Origin of the sequence: Kitasatospora sp. NPDC088779, from assembly GCF_040685395.1 — a bacterium.
In the GTDB taxonomy this organism is placed as follows: domain Bacteria; phylum Actinomycetota; class Actinomycetes; order Streptomycetales; family Streptomycetaceae; genus Kitasatospora.
The window spans coordinates 125,488-140,767 of sequence record NZ_JBFBHW010000007.1; the positions used below are offsets into that span (position 1 = coordinate 125,488).

Below are 15,280 nucleotides of genomic sequence, written 5' to 3' on the forward strand. Positions count from 1 at the left end.
GCACTCGCATAGCGCACCCAGTTCCGTCAGCTCCGCGCGTTCGGCCCGGTACCCCCGGGTGCGGCCGGTCGGAGCCGCTGGGGTGTGCGCGGACGTCGGCGGGCATCCACCTGCCCGTATTTGTCGACAAGGAGACAATATGCTGAATCTCGCGCCCCCGGAGACGCGGACCGCACGCCCTCCTGATCCCACCGGGCCGCTCCCCGTCCTCGGGCTCTACGCGGCCGTCGCCCGCGGCGCCTTCCGCCGCTACTCCACCTACCGGGCCGCCACCGTGGCCGGCACCTTCACCAACACCGTCTTCGGCATCATCCTGGCCTCCTCCTTCCTCGCCCTCTGGCAGGCCCGCCCCAGCCTCGGCGGCTACGACCAGAGCCAGGCCGTCACCTACATCTGGGTCAGCCAGGCCCTGCTGGTCACCGTCGCGGTGTGGGGCGGCGGCTTCCAGGACGACCTCCAGGACCGCTTCCGCAGCGGGGACATCGCCGTCGACCTCTACCGCCCGGTCGACTTCCAGGGCTGGTGGCTGGCCACCGACCTCGGCCGGGCCGCCTTCCAACTGCTGGTCCGTGGCACCGTGCCGCTGCTGGTCGGCGCCCTGGTGTTCCGCACCCGGATGCCCGAGCAGCCGCTGACCTGGGCGGTCTTCCTGCTCTCGGTGCTGCTCGCGCTGGTGGTCAGCTTCGGGCTGCGCTTCCTGGTCTCGATCACCGGCTTCTGGCTGCACGACTCGGACGGGGTGCGCTCGGTGATGCTGGTGGTCTCGATGTTCTTCTCCGGGATGCTGCTGCCGATCGTGCTCTTCCCCGGCCTGCTCGGCGACCTCGCCGCGGTGCTGCCCTGGGCGGCGCTGGTGAAGGTGCCGACCGACGTCTTCCTGGAGCGCTCGACCGGCGCCGGCCTGCTCGGCGCGCTCGGCTTCCAGCTCGCCTGGGCCGTCGCCCTGCTCGCCGCGGGCCGGGGCGCCCAGTGGCTGGCGACCCGCAAGGTGGTGGTGCAGGGTGGCTGAGCCGATCGTGCCCCGCACCGCGTGGGCGGTCCGCTCCTGGTGGCTGTGCGCCCGGATGTGGATGCGCTCGATGATGGCCTACCGGGCCTCCTTCGCCCTGAACCTGGTGGCCAGCCTGGCCACGCACTCGCTGGACTTCGTCGTCCTGGTGCTGATGTTCCGGCACACCGACCAGCTGGGCGGCTGGCGACTGCCGGAGATCGCCTTCCTCTACGGCACCGCGACCTTCGCCCTCGGCGTGGCCAATCTGCTGGTCGGCTCGGTCGAGGGCCTCGGCGTGCGGATCGTCAACGGATCGCTGGACACCATGCTGATCCGGCCCGCGCCCGCGCTCGCCCAACTGTGCGCCGAACGCTTCTCGCTGCGCCGGCTCGGCCGCCCCATCCAGGCCCTGGCGGTGCTCGCCTGGTCACTGGCCACCCTGGACGTCCACTGGACCTGGGACCGCGTGCTGCTGGTGCCCGCCCTGCTGGTCTGCGGCAGCGTCATCTTCGGTGCGATCTACGTCGGCGGCGCGACCGTGCAGTTCTGGTGGGGCGAGTCCAAGGAGATCCAGAACTCCTTCACCTACGGCGGCGCGACCCTGCTGCACTACCCGCCGACCATCTTCGCCAAGGAACTGGTGGCCGGCGTGGTCTTCGGCGTCCCGCTGGCCTTCGTCAACTGGCTGCCCGCCCTGCACGTCCTCGGCCGGCCCGACCCGCTCGGCCTGCCCACCGCCTTCCAGTACGCCTCCCCGCTCGCCGCCGCGCTCTGCGTCGCCGCCGCCGGGCTCGCCTGGCGGGCCGGGCTGCGCGCCTACCGCGGCACCGGCAGCTGAAGCTACCGAGGCACCGGCAGCCGAACCCCCCTCCTACGCAAGGAACCCCCATGGCACTGATCGAACTCGAGGACGTCCGCCGCACCTTCACCGTACGGGTCCGCACCGGCCGCTTCAGCCGGGTCAGGCGCGAGGTGCGCGCGGTGGACGGGCTGAGCTTCACCGTCGAGGCCGGCGAGTGCGTCGGCTACATCGGCCCCAACGGCGCCGGCAAGTCGACCACCATCAAGATGCTCACCGGCATCCTCGTGCCCAGCGGCGGGCGGCTGCGCGTCGCCGGAGCGGACCCGGCCCGCGAACGCGTCGCGCTGGCCCGCCGGATCGGCGTCGTCTTCGGCCAGCGCACCACGCTCTGGTGGGACCTCCCGCTCCGCGACTCCTTCGAACTCGCCCGCCGGATCTACCGCATCCCCGACCGCCGATATCGCGAGAACCTCGCCCGCTGCGTCGAACTGCTCGACCTGGAAGGACTGCTGGACACCCCCGTCCGCCAGCTCTCGCTCGGCCAGCGGATGCGCGGCGACCTCGCGGCGGCGCTGCTGCACGACCCGCAGGTGCTCTACCTGGACGAGCCGACCATCGGCCTGGACGTGGTCAGCAAGGGGAAGGTGCGCGAGTTCCTGCGCGAGGTGAACCGGGACCGGGGCACCACCGTGCTGCTCACCACGCACGACCTGACCGACATCGAGCAGCTCTGCGGCCGGGTGATGGTGATCGACCACGGCCGGGTCGTCTACGACGGCGGGCTGGACGGCCTGCACGCCACCGGGCGCAGCGAGCGCACCCTGGTGGTCGACCTGGCCGAGGCCAGGCCCGAGATCGAGGTGGACGGGGCCCGGGTGGTGAAGGTCGAGGGGCCCCGGCAGTGGCTGGCCTTCCCGGCGCAGCAGAGCGCCGCGCCGATCGTGGCGGCGGTGGCCGCGCGCTATCCGCTGGTGGACCTGTCGGTGCGCGAGCCGGCGATCGAGGACGTGATCGCGCGGATGTACACGGAGGCGGCGATCGGCTGAGCCTCCTGGACGGCCGGGACGGCCTGGACGCCTTGGACGCCTTGGACGCCCTGAAACGTCCGTTCGGGCGCTGTCACCCGTCCGGGGAGGGCACGTGACTCCCCGGCGGGCAGCCGAGTTGACGTTGCATCGCTCGGCGAACAGCACACCGGAGGGCAGCGCTTCTCGATGACCGGACCCGATGTGACCGTGGTGGTCGCGGTCTACAACACCATGCCCTACCTCACCGCCTGCCTGGACTCGCTGGTCGGGCAGACCCTGGCGCCCGGGCGGCTGGAGGTGGTGGTCGTCGACGACGGCTCCACGGACGGCGGCGAGGCCGTCCTGGACGACTACGCCGCCCGCCACCCCGGGCTGTTCCGGGTGGTGCACCAGCCCAACTCGGGCGGCCCGGCGGCCCCCACGAACCGGGGCCTGGCGCTGGCCCGCGGCCGCTACGTGCTGTTCCTCGGCGCGGACGACTGGCTCGGCGCCGAGGCGCTGGAGCGGCTGGTCACGGCGGCCGACGCCTGGGGTTCGGACGTGCTGGTGCCCAAGCAGGTCGGGGTGAACGGGCGGCTGGTGCCGCAGGGGATCTTCCACGCCAACGCCGAGTCCGTCGGTTTCACCGACTCGGCGCTGGCCTGGGCGCTGTCCGACACCAAGCTGTTCCGGATGGACCTCGTCCGGCGCCACGGGCTGCGCCGCGACGAGGAGCTGAAGGTCTTCTCGGACCAGCCGTTCACCCTGGAGGCCTGCCTGCGGGCGGGCCGGGTGTCCGTCCTCGCCGACTACGACTGCTACTTCCTGGTGCTGCGCGAGGACTTGGGCAACGTCACCCAGCGGGCCGGGGTGCTGGACCGGCTGCGCGGGATCGCGGCGTTGCAGCAGGTCGCCGCCGATCTGGCCGCGCCCGGAGGGGAGTTGGACGCGATCCGGGCCCGCAGCTTCGCCTGGGACGTGCCGCGGCTGCTCCAGGACGACTTCCTGCTGCTCGACGACGCCGTCCAGGAGCAGGTCTGCGCCGAGGTCGGCCGGCTGATCGAGCGCTTCGACGCCCGCGCGGTCTACCCGCGGCTGCCCGTCGCCGAGCGGCTGCGGCTCGAACTCGCCGCCGCCGTCCGGCCGGAGGCGCTGCGGGACCTGATCCGGTACGAGGCCGCGCACGGCGACCCGCCGGTGGTCGTCGACGGGCGGCGGCACTACGCGGGCTACCCGGCGTTCCGGGACGCCCGGCTGGGGCTGCCGGACGAGCTGTTCCTGCTGGGCGAGGAGCCGGTGCGGCTGCCACCGGAGGTCCCGCCGCTCAACCTGGCCCAGCAGCTGTGGCGCGGCGCCGTGCCGGCCCAGCTGCGGCGCGGGCTGCGGCGCTACCCGGTGTGGCGCCGGCTCGCCAACACGGTGAACGGGGGCCGGGGGTGAGCGGGGGCCCCGGAGGCCGGGGCCGCCGGAGGCTGGGGGCCCCGGAGGAAAGGGGACACGAGGATGAACGGGGTGCGGGGATGAACGGGGTGCGGGGATGAGCCGGACGATGGACGTGTGCGTGGTCGGGCTGGGCAAGCTGGGCCTGCCGCTGGCCGTGCAGTTCGCGCTGAAGGGTCACCGGGTGACGGGGGCGGACATCGCTCCCGGGGTCGTCCGCAGCGTCAACCAGGGCGTGCCGCCGTTCCCCCGGGAGGCGGGTTTGGACGAGGCCCTGAAGCAGGTGGTCGCCGAGGGGCGGCTGCGGGCCACCACCGACACCACGGCCGCCGTCGCCGCCGCCGAGGCCGTGGTGCTGGTCGTCCCGCTGGTCACCGCCGCCGACGGCACCCCGGACTTCGGCCTGCTCGACGCGGCCACCGACGCCGTCGCCGCCGGGCTGCGCCGGGGCACCCTGGTCAGCTACGAGACCACCCTGCCGGTCGGCGTCACCCGGGGCCGCTGGGCGCCCCGGCTGGCGGCCGGCTCCGGGCTGGCCGCCGGGGCGGACTTCGCGCTGGTGTTCAGCCCGGAGCGGGTCCGCACCGGGCGGGTCTTCGCCGACCTGCGGCGCTACCCCAAGCTGGTCGGCGGCGTGGACGCGGCCTCGACCCGGCGCGGCGCCGAGTTCTACCGGGCCGCGCTGGACTTCGACCCGCGTCCCGACCTGCCCCGGCCCAACGGCGTCTGGGAGCTGGCCTCGGTGGAGGCGGCGGAGTTCGCCAAGCTCGCCGAGACCACCTACCGGGACGTCAACATCGCGCTGGCCAACCAGTTCGCCCGGTACGCCGACCGGGTCGGGGTGGACTTCGCGGAGATCGCCGACGCGTGCAACTCGCAGCCGTACAGCCACCTGCACCGGCCCGGCATCGCGGTCGGCGGGCACTGCATCCCGGTGTACCCGCGGCTGTACCTGTGGAACGACCCGGGCGCGACGGTCGTGCGGGCCGCCCGGGAGGCCAACCTGGAGATGCCCGGGTACGCGGTCGGGGTGCTGGACGGCGCGCTGGCGGGCGGGATCGCCGGGCAGGGCGTGCTGGTGCTCGGGGCGGCGTACCGGGGCGGGGTCAAGGAGACGGCGTACTCCGGGGTGTTCCCGCTGGTCGAGGCGGTGCGGGCGGCGGGGGCGCGGCCGTACGTCAGCGATCCGCTGTACCGGGGCGGGGAACTGGCGGCGCTCGGGCTGCCCCCGTACGACGGGGAGCCGGTGGTGGCGGCGGTGCTCCAGGCGGACCACCCGGAGTACCGGGAGCTGGCGCCGGAGGACCTGCCGGGGGTGCGGGTGCTGCTGGACGGGCGGCGGTGCACGGATCCGGCGGCGTGGGCGGTCGAGGGGGTGCGGCGGATCGTGCTGGGCGGGGCGTGATCGTGCTGGGCGGAGCCCGAGGGGGTGCGGTTTCAGGCTCTGACGGGCGTGCGGGCGCCGCGTCGGCGGGCACGGTGGACCGCACACGGCGTGAGGGGGCGGGTACGGGGCGTGCGCCCAGCTGCGCGCGAGGCGTGCCCGGGCGCGCAACCAGGCGCGTGATCGCGGGGCGCGCCCTCGCCCGCGCCGGGCAGCGGGCAGACTGGCGGGGTGAGTGACGAAGCCTTCAGCGGTACGGGCCCCGGGGTCCGGTTCACCGCCGCCGACGAGCAGAAGAGACATGGCGTCCGCCGGATGAAGACCATCGCGACCGGCCTGCTGGCCTTCGCGAGCCTGGTCTTCGCCCTCGCCACCTGGGCCAAGGCGGCCGGCGCCGGCGCCTGGGCCGGGTACGTGGCGGCGGCCGCCGAGGCGGGCATGGTCGGCGCGCTGGCCGACTGGTTCGCGGTGACGGCGCTGTTCCGCCGCCCGTTCGGCCTGCCGATCCCGCACACCGCGATCATCCCGACCAAGAAGGACGCCTTCGGGCGCTCGCTCGGCGACTTCGTCGGCGACAACTTCCTCTCCGGCCACGTGGTGCGCGGGCGCCTCGCGGCGCTGGGCATCGCCCGGCGGCTGGGGGAGTGGCTGGCCGCGCCGGGCAGCGCCGAGCGGGTCACCAAGGAGGCCTCGGCGGCGCTGCGCGGGGTGCTCGCGGTGCTCCGGGACGACGACGTGCAGGCGGTCGTCGCCGAGGCGGTGACCAGGCGTGCGGCGGCCACCTCGGTGGCCGAGCCGATGGGCCGGATGCTGGGCAAGGTGGTCGCGGACGGCGGGCACCACGGCGTGGTCGACCTGGTGGCCGTCCGGGCGCACGGCTGGCTGACCGCCAACCACGAGGAGGTGGTCCAGCGGGTCACCCAGAAGACCCCGGGCTGGACGCCCAAGTTCCTCGACCACCAGGTCGGCGAGCGGGTCTACAAGGAGCTGATGCGGTTCGTCACCGACATCCGGGACGACCCGGACCACCCGGCCCGCGGTGCCATCGACAACTTCCTCGCCGACTTCGCGACCGAACTGCAGACCGACCCGGAGACCATCGCCCGGGTGGAGCGGGCCAAGGTGGAACTGCTGGCCCGGCCCGAGGTGCAGGACCTGATCGCCTCCACCTGGGCGGCCGTCCGCACCCTGGTGGTGAACGCGGCCGGAGACGAGGACAGCGAACTGCGCCGGCGCATCCGCGAGGGCGTGGGCAGCTTCGGTGCACGCCTGGCCACCGACGCCAAGCTCCAGGCCAAGGTGGACGGCTGGCTCCAGGACGCCGCCCAGTACCTGGTCGACACCTACCGCGCCGAGATCACCTCGCTGATCTCCGAGACGGTGGCGGGCTGGGACGCCGACGACGCCTCCCGCAAGATCGAGGCCAACGTGGGCCGCGACCTGCAGTTCATCCGGATCAACGGCACCGTGGTCGGCGCCATGGCCGGGCTGCTCATCCACACCGTCGCGACCGCCCTCGGAGGCTGACCCCGGGGCGGCCTATCCTTGCCAGCACCTGTCGGTACGCGCGTAGAGGAAGTAGGGAACCACCGTGGTCCAGCCGGACGGAAGTCGGATCGGAAACCCCAGTGGCCAGGGGGGCATCGAGGCGTTCATCGCCGGGATGCCCAAGGCGGAGCTGCACGTCCACCACGTGGGTTCGGCCTCGCCGCGCGTCGTCGCCGAGCTGGCGGCCCGCCACCGCGGCCGGTCGAAGGTGCCGGTCGACCCGGCGGCGCTCGCCGAGTACTTCACCTTCACCGACTTCGCGCACTTCATCGACGTCTACCTGAGCGTCGTGGACCTGATCCGCGACGCCGAGGACGTCCGCGCGCTCACCTACGGCGTGGCCGAGGACATGGCGCGCCAGAACATCCGGTACGCCGAACTGACCATCACCCCGTACTCCTCGGTCAAGCGGGGCATCCCGGACGTCGCCTTCATGGAGGCGATCGAGGACGCCCGGCTGCGCGCCGAGAAGGAGCTCGGGGTCGTACTGCGCTGGTGCTTCGACATCCCCGGCGAGGCCGGTCTGGAGGCCGCCGAGGAGACCGCCCGGCTCGCCGTCGACCTGGCCCCCGAGGGCCTGGTCAGCTTCGGCCTCGGCGGCCCGGAGATCGGTGTGCCGCGCCCGCAGTTCAAGCCCTACTTCGACCGGGCGCGGGCGGCCGGCCTGCGCAGCGTCCCGCACGCGGGCGAGACCACCGGGCCGGAGACGGTCTGGGACGCGATCCGGGTGCTCGGCGCCGAGCGCATCGGGCACGGCACGCAGTCGGTGAAGGACCCGGCGCTGCTGGACCACCTGGGTGAGCACCGGATCCCGTTGGAGGTCTGCCCGACCTCCAACATCGCCACCCGGGCGGTGGAGCGGATCGAGGAGCACCCGATCAAGCGGATGGTGGACGCCGGGCTGCTGGTCACGATCAACAGCGACGACCCGCCGATGTTCGGCACCGACCTCAACACCGAGTACGCCGTCGCGGCGCGGCTGCTGGGCCTGGACGAGTCCGGGGTGGCGGCGCTGGCGCGCAACGCGGTCGAGGCGTCCTTCCTGGACGTGGCGGGCAAGGCGCGGCTGGCCGGCGAGATCGACGCGTACCTGGCGGGCTGGAAGGCCTGATTCCCGGCGTCCGCCCTGGTGGACGCCCCGCGGGGTGCCCCCCGAAGTGCCCTGTGAAGCGCCCCTGAACCGCCCCGCCGGCAGCTGTCGGCGGGGCGGTTCGCTGTTTCCGTCCGGAGGTGGTGCCAAAGTGGCGCCATTAATGGCTCGACATGGCACCACTGCTGTGCCATGCTGAAGCCATGGACCTCACGCCGTACGTCGAAAACCTTCGGAACGAGCTCGCGGTGGCCGCGGGCGCGGGCGGGGACGAAGCCCGCGCGCTGGCCGAGCGGCTGACGCTGCCGCTGGATTCGGCCGTGCGGCTCACCCTGCTCAACGCGCTCTCGGCCGCGATGGGCGAAGTGACCCGCGAGCTCGCCCCCGGCTCGGTGGACGTGCGGCTGCGCGGGCTCGATCCCGAGTTCGTCGTCACCGTACCGCCCGGCGCCGACACCTTCCACGGCGATGCGCTGCCCGTGGTACCACCGATGGCGCCGATGGTGGCGTCGGTGGCACCAGTGGCGCCGCCCGTGGTGCCGGAGTCGGACGAGACGGGCACGGCCCGGATCAACCTGCGCCTGCCCGCTCACCTCAAGGCCCGGGCTGAGGAGGCCGCCGGGCAGGAGGGCCTCTCCCTCAACGCCTGGCTGGTCCGGGCCGTCGCCGGCGCGCTGGAGGCCGGCGAGCCGGCCGCCCGCCCGGCCGCCACACCGGCCCCCCAGCCCGCGGTCCGCCCGCGCCGCGGAGGCCAGGGCTTCACCGGCTGGGTCCACTGACGCTTCCGCCCGCTAGACCCGCTCCATCCGTTCCGCCCGCTCGACCCGCTCCGCCTGCTAGACCCGCTCCATCCGCTCCATCCGCGCTCCATCCGCAACGACGTCACCCCCGCTCCGACCAGCGGGAACACCCATCAGAGTCAAGAGGACGGGACAGCCATGCCTACGTACGAGACCGACGGACCGATCTCCGCCACCCTCGAATTCGAGATCGGCTCGGTGCGGATCAGCGCGAGCAAGCGCACCGACACCGTGGTCGAGGTCAAGCCCGCCAACCCCGCCGAGGAGGCGGACGTCAAGGCCGCCCAGCAGACCCAGGTCGACTACGCCGGCGGCCGGTTCACCCTCAAGGGCCCGAAGAAGCGCTCGCCGTTCGGCCGGATCGGCTCGATCGACATCCTGATCGAGCTGCCGGCGGGCTCGGAGATCAACGCCGACGCCCCGATGGCCACCTTCGTCGCCGAGGGCCCGCTCGGCGACTGCCGGCTGAAGACCTCGCTCGGCCGGATCCAGGTCGAGCAGGCCGCGAGCGCGCGGCTCAAGACCGACCACGGGGAGGTCCGGGTCGACTCGGTCGACGGGGACGCGGAGGTCTCCGGGCTCGGCCGGGTCGCGGTCGGCACGGTCGGGGGCGCGCTGACGGTCAAGAACAGCAACGGCGACACGGAGGTCCGCGAGGTCCACGGGGCGCTCAAGGCCAGCTCCTCCTTCGGCCGGATCGAGGTCGGCACCGCCCACGCCGGGGTGGACGCCAAGACGGCGCACGGCCCGATCCGGATCGGCCGGGTGGTGCGCGGCCAGGTCACCATGCAGACCTCCCTGGGGGACTTGGAGGTCGGCATCGCGGAGGGCACGGCGGCCTGGCTCGACGTGCACAGCAAGGTCGGCACCGTGCGCAACGCCCTCGGCGCGGCGCAGGGCCCGGGCGACGCCCGGGAGACCGTCGAGGTCCGCGGCCGCACCCAGCTCGGCGACGTCGTGATCCGGAGGGCGTGATGGCGGCGATCTCGGCAGTCGGACTGACCAAGTCCTACGGCGACAAGGCCGTGCTGAAAGGCATCGACCTGGAGATCCCGGCGGGCAGCGTGTTCGCTCTGCTCGGGCCGAACGGCGCCGGCAAGACCACCACCGTGCAGATCCTCTCCACCCTGATCCCGGCCGACGGCGGGGTGGCCCGGGTGGCCGGGCACGACGTGGTCGAGCAGGCCTCCGGGGTGCGGGCGGCGATCGGTGTCACCGGCCAGTTCTCGGCGGTGGACAACCTGCTCACCGCCGAGGAGAACCTGCTGCTGATGGCGGACCTCAACCACCTCCCCCGTCGGGAGGGGCGGAGGCGGGCCGAGGATCTGCTGCGGCGGTTCGACCTCACGGAGGCGGCGCGCAAGCCGGTCGTCACCTTCTCCGGCGGTATGCGGCGCAAGCTCGACCTGGCGATGACGCTGGTCGGCGATCCGCGGGTGATCTTCCTCGACGAGCCGACCACCGGGCTGGACCCGCGCAGCCGGCGGACGATGTGGGAGATCATCCGGGGGCTGGTCGCCGACCACGGGGTGACGATCTTCCTCACCACCCAGTACCTGGAGGAGGCCGACGAACTCGCCGACCGGATCGCCGTCCTGGACGGTGGGCGGATCGTCGCCGAGGGCACGGCGGACGAGCTGAAGCGGATCGTCCCCGGCGGGCGGATCCGGCTCCAGTTCGCGGACGCCGCCCAACTGGGGGCTGCCGCCGGGCTGTTCGACTACGCGGCGGTCGACACCGAGGCGCTGCGGCTGGACATCCCGGGGGACAACTCCGTGGTCACCGTGAAGGCGGTGCTGGACGCGCTCGACAACGCCTCGGTCCAGGCCGAGTCGCTGGTCGTGGAGACGGCCGATCTGGACGACGTGTTCCTCACTCTGACCGGGGAGGGTGCCCGATGAGCGCTTCGGTGAGCTACGCGGTCAGCGACTCGCTGACCATGCTGCGGCGCAACCTCAAGCACGCGCTGAGGTACCCGTCGCTGACCTTCGCGGTCGTGATCATGCCGGTGATGATGCTGCTGCTGTTCAACTACGCCTACGGCGGCGCGCTCGGCGCGGGCATCGGCGGCGGCAGCTACATCGACTACGTGACACCCGGAATCCTGCTGATGGCGGCCGCCTCGGGGTCGCTGGTCACGGCGATCGGGGTCTGCGTCGACATGACGGAAGGCATCGTCAACCGCTTCCGCACGATGGCGATCTCACGCTCGGCCTTCCTGGCCGGGCACGTGGTCGGCAGCGTGATACAGACCATGCTCGGCCTGGTCCTGGTGGTCGGCGCGGCGCTCGCGATGGGCTTCCGGCCCAACGCCGGGCTGGTGGAATGGCTGGCGGCCGTCGGACTGCTGCTGTTCGTCACTGTCGCGCTGACCTGGATATCGGCGGGCATCGGGTTGGTCGCCAAGACGGTGGAGAGCGCCAGCAACCTGCCGATGCCGATACAGTTCCTGCCCTTCATCGGCAGCGCGATCGTCCCGCCCGACTCGATGCCGACCGCCCTGCGGTGGTTCGCCGAGTACCAGCCGTTCACGCCGATCATCGAGACCCTGCGGGGGCTGCTGATGGGCACCCCGATCGGCAACAGCGCCTGGAGCGCGCTGGCGTGGTGCACCGGGCTGACGCTGATCGGCTACTTCTGGTCGAGGAGCGTCTTCTACCGGCGGTGACGGGGGTGCGGCCGGTAGCGGGAGGCCCGGGAGGACAGCGATGTCCGCCCGGGCCTCCCGGCGTCGTGGCCGGTCCTGAGTCTTGGCCGGTACCGAGTCGCGGCCGGTGGTGGTGGACGCCCAGGGCCTGGGCCGGAGCCGATCGGAGCCCCAACCGCCGGACATCCGGTAGTAAAGTCCGGGCAAAGGCTCACCCTGGGGAGGGGCGCATGACGGCGGCACGTCGCAAGCGGATCGTGTGGTGGCTCAGAGGTGTGGCGCTGGCGGCGTTCCTGGTCTATCTGCCGGGCTATCAGGCCTCGTTCTCAGGCGGGCTGGTGGAGGTCGAGCGCTGGCTCAACCATCCGCTGCCGCTGCTCGGCGCCACCGTCGTGCTGGCCGTGGTCTCGCTGGTGATCCAGTTCGAGTTCCGCACCTGGTGGTCGCAGGTCGGCTGCGCGGCCGCCCTGGTGTCGCTCGTCTTCCTCGCTGGGGTGGCCGTGCTCCTGTCGTTGCTGCTCGACCGCGACGGGCAGCCCGTCAGCCGGAAGAGCCACCCGGAGCACCCGGACCGCGTGCTGACCGTGACCGACGTCGCCTTCTCGATCGACCCGATCTACCGGGTCGAGCTGTTGACCGGCAGCGGTTGGTCCGCCCGCCACTGGGAACTGGGCGAATGGGACATCCGTGGCGGCGAGTTCGGCAGGATCGACTGGTCCGGGCCGGACCGGATCGCTGTGACCGGGGTGAAGGGGACCGAGACCGCGGTGTTCACCCTCGACCCGGACGGCCGGCCGATCAGGCAGGGTCTGATGCCCCGGTAGGCCGGGAGGCCGGTAGAGCTGGGGGGCGGCAGGCCCTCGCACGGCGGGGAGGCCGTGCGAGGGCCCGGGCCGGGTTACCAGGTGTCGATGCCCATCTTCTTGGCCGCGTCGTGGACGGCCTTGTAGTGGGCGTGCGACATGCCGGACTGCTTGTCCTTCTCGGGCAGGTTCTTGTCCGCCGCGCGGAACTCGTCGCGGGCCTCGGCGAGCAGGCTCGTGCCGTAGGAGACGGGGACGTCCTTGACACCGTGGGACGGGTGGGTCTTCTCGGCCGTCTTGCTGCCCGCCTTGATCAGGATGTCGCGGGCCTTGTTGAAGTCGTCGGCCTTGACCGTCTTCGGGTTGCTGAGCTGGGCCTGCACCCGGGCCGTCGGCTGGGCCGGCGCGGTGCCTGCGGCCATGGCGGGAGCGGCAGCGGCGGCGCCGAGGGCGCCGGCGGCGGCGACTGCCACGAGGGCGTTCCGGAGGGTCCTGTTCATGGATATCGATCCCTTCGCAATGTCTAAGCATCAGTGCCCGCACCGAACTTGGAGTCCGTGGGAGTGCGAACTCCTCGGCACTACCCCGGCCCTCGTCGGCGGCAAACCGGCGTCGGTTCGGGGGTGGTTGGGGAGCGGCAGGATCAGGCCGTCTTGTGATTATCGGACGGCTGGGTCAGTGGAGGCGGAAGGGTCCCAAGGGGGACGGCCAGGATTGGGTGTGCGGAGGGCGGGCCGTTCGACGAACGGCCCGCCCGGTGCTGTGGATCAGACGTCGAACTCGCCGGCGCGGATGGCGGAGAGGAGGTCGCGCCATTCGGCGGGGGTGAGTTGGGCGATGGCGTCGGGTAGAAGAGTGCTGCGGACGTAGACGGCGTCGGAGGTGATGGCGACCTCTGGGCAGTTATTGCCGTCGCCGCAGGCACTGGGCTTTCGCCATTCCACGGGATCCCTCACAGGCTGTTCATGATGCTGGAGATCACGTCACGGGAGGCCGATGGATCGAGCGCGCGATCACGCATCGCCCCGATGATGTTCCGGTAGTTCTCCAGCTGGTTCATCTCGGTCAGGAACGCTGGCGATCCTACGGAGTCAAGCTGGACCGTATCGAGGCGGGGTGCCGGCCCGCTCGCATACAGCACGGCGTGGCCCGCACCCTTGAATCCGCCGGCCCTGAACTCCAATACGCGCAGCGTCACGTTGGGGGCCTCCGAGAGCACGAGCAACTGCTTCAGCTGCTCTCTGGCGACAGTCGTTCCCCCGAACTCCATGCGCAGCGCGGCCTCGTGCACGATTGCTTCGTATTCCAGCGGATCGCTGCGTGTCAGGAGCTCTGCTCGCCGCATCCGGTTCTCGACTCGCGCTTCGATGTTCAGTGGCCGCAGCGGAGGATAGACCTCTCGGAAGATCGCGCGAGCTGTCTCCTCGGTCTGCATGAGACCGGGCGCATGGCAGATCTGATACGTCACCAACGCGCTGGAATAGTGTTCAACTTCGGAAATCTCAAGAATCCCTGCTGGGACGAGCCCTCTGTGCTCCTCCCACCACCCCTTGGTGCGGTCGGCGGCCATCTCAGCGACGGCGTCGACGTACGCAGAGTCGGCCTCCTCGTACTCGGCGGCGAGCGCAAGCACCCGTTCAGCGCTTACCGGGTAGGCGCCTTGCTCGATCAGCGTGACCTTGCTCCGGTCCAGTCCGAGAACGGCGGCAGCGTCGCCAGCCGTGCGTCCGGCGGCCTCTCGCATCTTTCGCAGCTCGATGCCGACGCGCTTGCGGCGTGCGGTTGGGGTAGGTGGCATCTCCCCAGCATCCATCGTCGGTGTGTGACGAGTCCAGCGAGCAGATAGGCATATCTTCCTGGCTTCGCTAGCAAATTTGCTATCGCATGCCCTACAGTCTGTGATGCACCGCTCACCGAGCGGATTGTCGGTAGTGCCGCTCGGGCACTGAAGAGCACCCATCTCCGTCACTGGGAGACATCGTGCGTAACCTCAACTCCCCCTCCCTCACCCTCGCTCGCGACACCCTCCGCGACGGCATGACCCGCGTCGGCTGGTCGCCCTCCTCCATCGCGGACGCCGAGCTCGCCCTCGTCGAACTGATCGTCAACGCCTGGCGTCACGGCGAGACGACCTCCCCCGTCGTCCTCATCCACTTCCTCTCGAATACTCTCCGCGTCACCGTCGCGGACCGCTCCTCCACCCTCCCCGAGCAGCGAACGCCGTGCCCGCTCGCCGAGTCCGGCCGGGGCCTCCAGCTGGTCGCCGGCCTCACCCACCGGTGGGGCGTCGACCCCCTGAAGCTGGGCAAAATCGTTTGGTTCGAGCTGGACGGTGTCGCGTGATCGCCCACCACCCCATCCATCCGGCCGATCCGGCGCTGCGCCACCTCACGGCCCGCCAGATCACCGGACTCATCGTCGAACTCCGCACCGAGGGGCGTGAGTTCGGGATCCTCTGGCCCTCCGCCCAGCCCGGCGAGACCGACCTCAACGGCCGCGCCCTCGTCTCCCTCGGCAACATCCCGGCCAGCACCCTCATCAACCTCCTCGCCCTCCTCCGCGAGTACAAGCGCGAGCGGGACCGCCGCCGATGCTAGGTCTCCTGACCTTCAACCTCCTGGCCTCCCTCCTCGGCGCCCTCTGCGAAACCCGCGCCCGCCACCTCCACGACCGCACGGCCGCCTACGCAGTGCTTGCCTCATGTCAAGCCTGCGATTCCGCACGGCACTTCGCGGTACCGACGTGCGAGTTCGGTCGGCAGGTAGCCT

17 protein-coding genes are annotated in these 15,280 nt (G+C 72.0%); 14 read left to right on the top strand and 3 right to left on the bottom strand.

From position 1 onward, the window contains the following. Nucleotides 1–139 precede the first annotated feature (139 nt). The 12 genes from AB0P03_RS08720 (at nt 140) to AB0P03_RS08775 (ending at nt 12,533) form a co-directional block, all read left to right on the top strand. Nucleotides 140–1,009: an ABC-2 family transporter protein gene (locus AB0P03_RS08720; RefSeq protein WP_363628122.1), complete on the top strand. Its 870-nt coding sequence runs from the start codon at nt 140–142 to the stop codon at nt 1,007–1,009. Further along, the gene (locus AB0P03_RS08725) at nt 1,002–1,829 is read left to right on the top strand and encodes an ABC-2 family transporter protein (RefSeq protein ID WP_363583732.1); all 828 of its coding nucleotides are present in this window, start codon (nt 1,002–1,004) and stop codon (nt 1,827–1,829) included. The genes AB0P03_RS08720 and AB0P03_RS08725 overlap by 8 nt, the downstream gene beginning before the upstream one ends. Nucleotides 1,830–1,879: 50 nt before the next feature. Further along, the gene (locus AB0P03_RS08730; RefSeq protein ID WP_363583730.1) at nt 1,880–2,839 is read left to right on the top strand and encodes an ATP-binding cassette domain-containing protein; all 960 of its coding nucleotides are present in this window, start codon (nt 1,880–1,882) and stop codon (nt 2,837–2,839) included. Between the two features lie 168 nt (nt 2,840–3,007). Further along, nucleotides 3,008–4,240: a glycosyltransferase gene (locus AB0P03_RS08735; protein ID WP_363628123.1), complete on the top strand. Its 1,233-nt coding sequence runs from the start codon at nt 3,008–3,010 to the stop codon at nt 4,238–4,240. Nucleotides 4,241–4,349: 109 nt separating this feature from the next. Further along, on the top strand, nt 4,350–5,645 hold the full coding sequence (locus tag AB0P03_RS08740) for a nucleotide sugar dehydrogenase (RefSeq protein WP_363583767.1): 1,296 nt from the start codon (nt 4,350–4,352) through the stop codon (nt 5,643–5,645). A gap of 210 nt (nt 5,646–5,855) precedes the next feature. Next, a complete protein-coding gene (locus AB0P03_RS08745) occupies nt 5,856–7,151 on the top strand; it encodes a DUF445 domain-containing protein (RefSeq protein WP_363620046.1) in 1,296 nt (431 codons plus the stop codon). A 64-nt stretch (nt 7,152–7,215) separates the two neighbouring features. Continuing rightward, nucleotides 7,216–8,283, top strand: coding sequence for an adenosine deaminase (locus AB0P03_RS08750; RefSeq protein WP_363583724.1), 1,068 nt, complete (start codon nt 7,216–7,218; stop codon nt 8,281–8,283). A gap of 182 nt (nt 8,284–8,465) precedes the next feature. Next, nucleotides 8,466–9,041 (top strand): YlcI/YnfO family protein, encoded by a 576-nt coding sequence (locus AB0P03_RS08755; RefSeq protein ID WP_363628124.1) that lies wholly within the window; start codon nt 8,466–8,468, stop codon nt 9,039–9,041. A 159-nt stretch (nt 9,042–9,200) separates the two neighbouring features. Then, a complete protein-coding gene (locus AB0P03_RS08760) occupies nt 9,201–10,037 on the top strand; it encodes a DUF4097 family beta strand repeat-containing protein (protein ID WP_350881231.1) in 837 nt (278 codons plus the stop codon). After that, nucleotides 10,037–10,963, top strand: coding sequence for an ATP-binding cassette domain-containing protein (locus AB0P03_RS08765; RefSeq protein ID WP_363628125.1), 927 nt, complete (start codon nt 10,037–10,039; stop codon nt 10,961–10,963). The genes AB0P03_RS08760 and AB0P03_RS08765 overlap by 1 nt, the downstream gene beginning before the upstream one ends. Beyond that, nucleotides 10,960–11,730, top strand: a complete 771-nt coding sequence (locus AB0P03_RS08770) for an ABC transporter permease (protein WP_063349237.1) — start codon at nt 10,960–10,962, stop codon at nt 11,728–11,730. Before AB0P03_RS08765 ends, AB0P03_RS08770 begins: the two co-directional genes overlap by 4 nt. A gap of 209 nt (nt 11,731–11,939) precedes the next feature. Then, nucleotides 11,940–12,533, top strand: a complete 594-nt coding sequence (locus AB0P03_RS08775; RefSeq protein ID WP_363628126.1) for a hypothetical protein — start codon at nt 11,940–11,942, stop codon at nt 12,531–12,533. A gap of 74 nt (nt 12,534–12,607) precedes the next feature. On the opposite strand, the gene AB0P03_RS08780 is transcribed toward AB0P03_RS08775, so the two are convergent. The 3 genes from AB0P03_RS08780 to AB0P03_RS08790 form a co-directional block, all read right to left on the bottom strand. Continuing rightward, nucleotides 12,608–13,012 (bottom strand): hypothetical protein, encoded by a 405-nt coding sequence (locus AB0P03_RS08780; RefSeq protein WP_363628127.1) that lies wholly within the window; start codon nt 13,010–13,012, stop codon nt 12,608–12,610. A gap of 267 nt (nt 13,013–13,279) precedes the next feature. Continuing rightward, complete coding sequence (locus tag AB0P03_RS08785; RefSeq protein WP_363583712.1) at nt 13,280–13,456, bottom strand: DUF397 domain-containing protein; 177 nt, start codon at nt 13,454–13,456, stop codon at nt 13,280–13,282. Nucleotides 13,457–13,464: 8 nt separating this feature from the next. Next, a complete protein-coding gene (locus AB0P03_RS08790; RefSeq protein WP_363583710.1) occupies nt 13,465–14,325 on the bottom strand; it encodes a helix-turn-helix transcriptional regulator in 861 nt (286 codons plus the stop codon). 167 nt (nt 14,326–14,492) lie between these two features. Here AB0P03_RS08790 and AB0P03_RS08795 point away from each other — a divergent pair, with 167 nt between their 5' ends. Both AB0P03_RS08795 and AB0P03_RS08800 read left to right on the top strand, forming a co-directional pair. Beyond that, a complete protein-coding gene (locus AB0P03_RS08795; RefSeq protein ID WP_363583708.1) occupies nt 14,493–14,855 on the top strand; it encodes an ATP-binding protein in 363 nt (120 codons plus the stop codon). After that, the gene (locus tag AB0P03_RS08800; RefSeq protein ID WP_350881245.1) at nt 14,852–15,109 is read left to right on the top strand and encodes a hypothetical protein; all 258 of its coding nucleotides are present in this window, start codon (nt 14,852–14,854) and stop codon (nt 15,107–15,109) included. Before AB0P03_RS08795 ends, AB0P03_RS08800 begins: the two co-directional genes overlap by 4 nt. Nucleotides 15,110–15,280: the final 171 nt, after the last annotated feature.

Bases quoted from the DNA above. Each gene is read 5' to 3' on its own strand.
- AB0P03_RS08740 (WP_363583767.1), top strand. From the start codon at position 4,350: ATGGACGTGTGCGTGGTCGGGCTGGGCAAGCTGGGCCTGCCGCTGGCC.
- AB0P03_RS08770 (WP_063349237.1), top strand. From the start codon at position 10,960: ATGAGCGCTTCGGTGAGCTACGCGGTCAGCGACTCGCTGACCATGCTG.
- AB0P03_RS08790 (WP_363583710.1), bottom strand. From the start codon at position 14,325: ATGGATGCTGGGGAGATGCCACCTACCCCAACCGCACGCCGCAAGCGC.
- AB0P03_RS08780 (WP_363628127.1), bottom strand. From the start codon at position 13,012: ATGAACAGGACCCTCCGGAACGCCCTCGTGGCAGTCGCCGCCGCCGGC.
- AB0P03_RS08760 (WP_350881231.1), top strand. From the start codon at position 9,201: ATGCCTACGTACGAGACCGACGGACCGATCTCCGCCACCCTCGAATTC.
- AB0P03_RS08735 (WP_363628123.1), top strand. From the start codon at position 3,008: ATGACCGGACCCGATGTGACCGTGGTGGTCGCGGTCTACAACACCATG.
- AB0P03_RS08765 (WP_363628125.1), top strand. From the start codon at position 10,037: ATGGCGGCGATCTCGGCAGTCGGACTGACCAAGTCCTACGGCGACAAG.
- AB0P03_RS08755 (WP_363628124.1), top strand. From the start codon at position 8,466: ATGGACCTCACGCCGTACGTCGAAAACCTTCGGAACGAGCTCGCGGTG.
- AB0P03_RS08730 (WP_363583730.1), top strand. From the start codon at position 1,880: ATGGCACTGATCGAACTCGAGGACGTCCGCCGCACCTTCACCGTACGG.
- AB0P03_RS08720 (WP_363628122.1), top strand. From the start codon at position 140: ATGCTGAATCTCGCGCCCCCGGAGACGCGGACCGCACGCCCTCCTGAT.
- AB0P03_RS08775 (WP_363628126.1), top strand. From the start codon at position 11,940: ATGACGGCGGCACGTCGCAAGCGGATCGTGTGGTGGCTCAGAGGTGTG.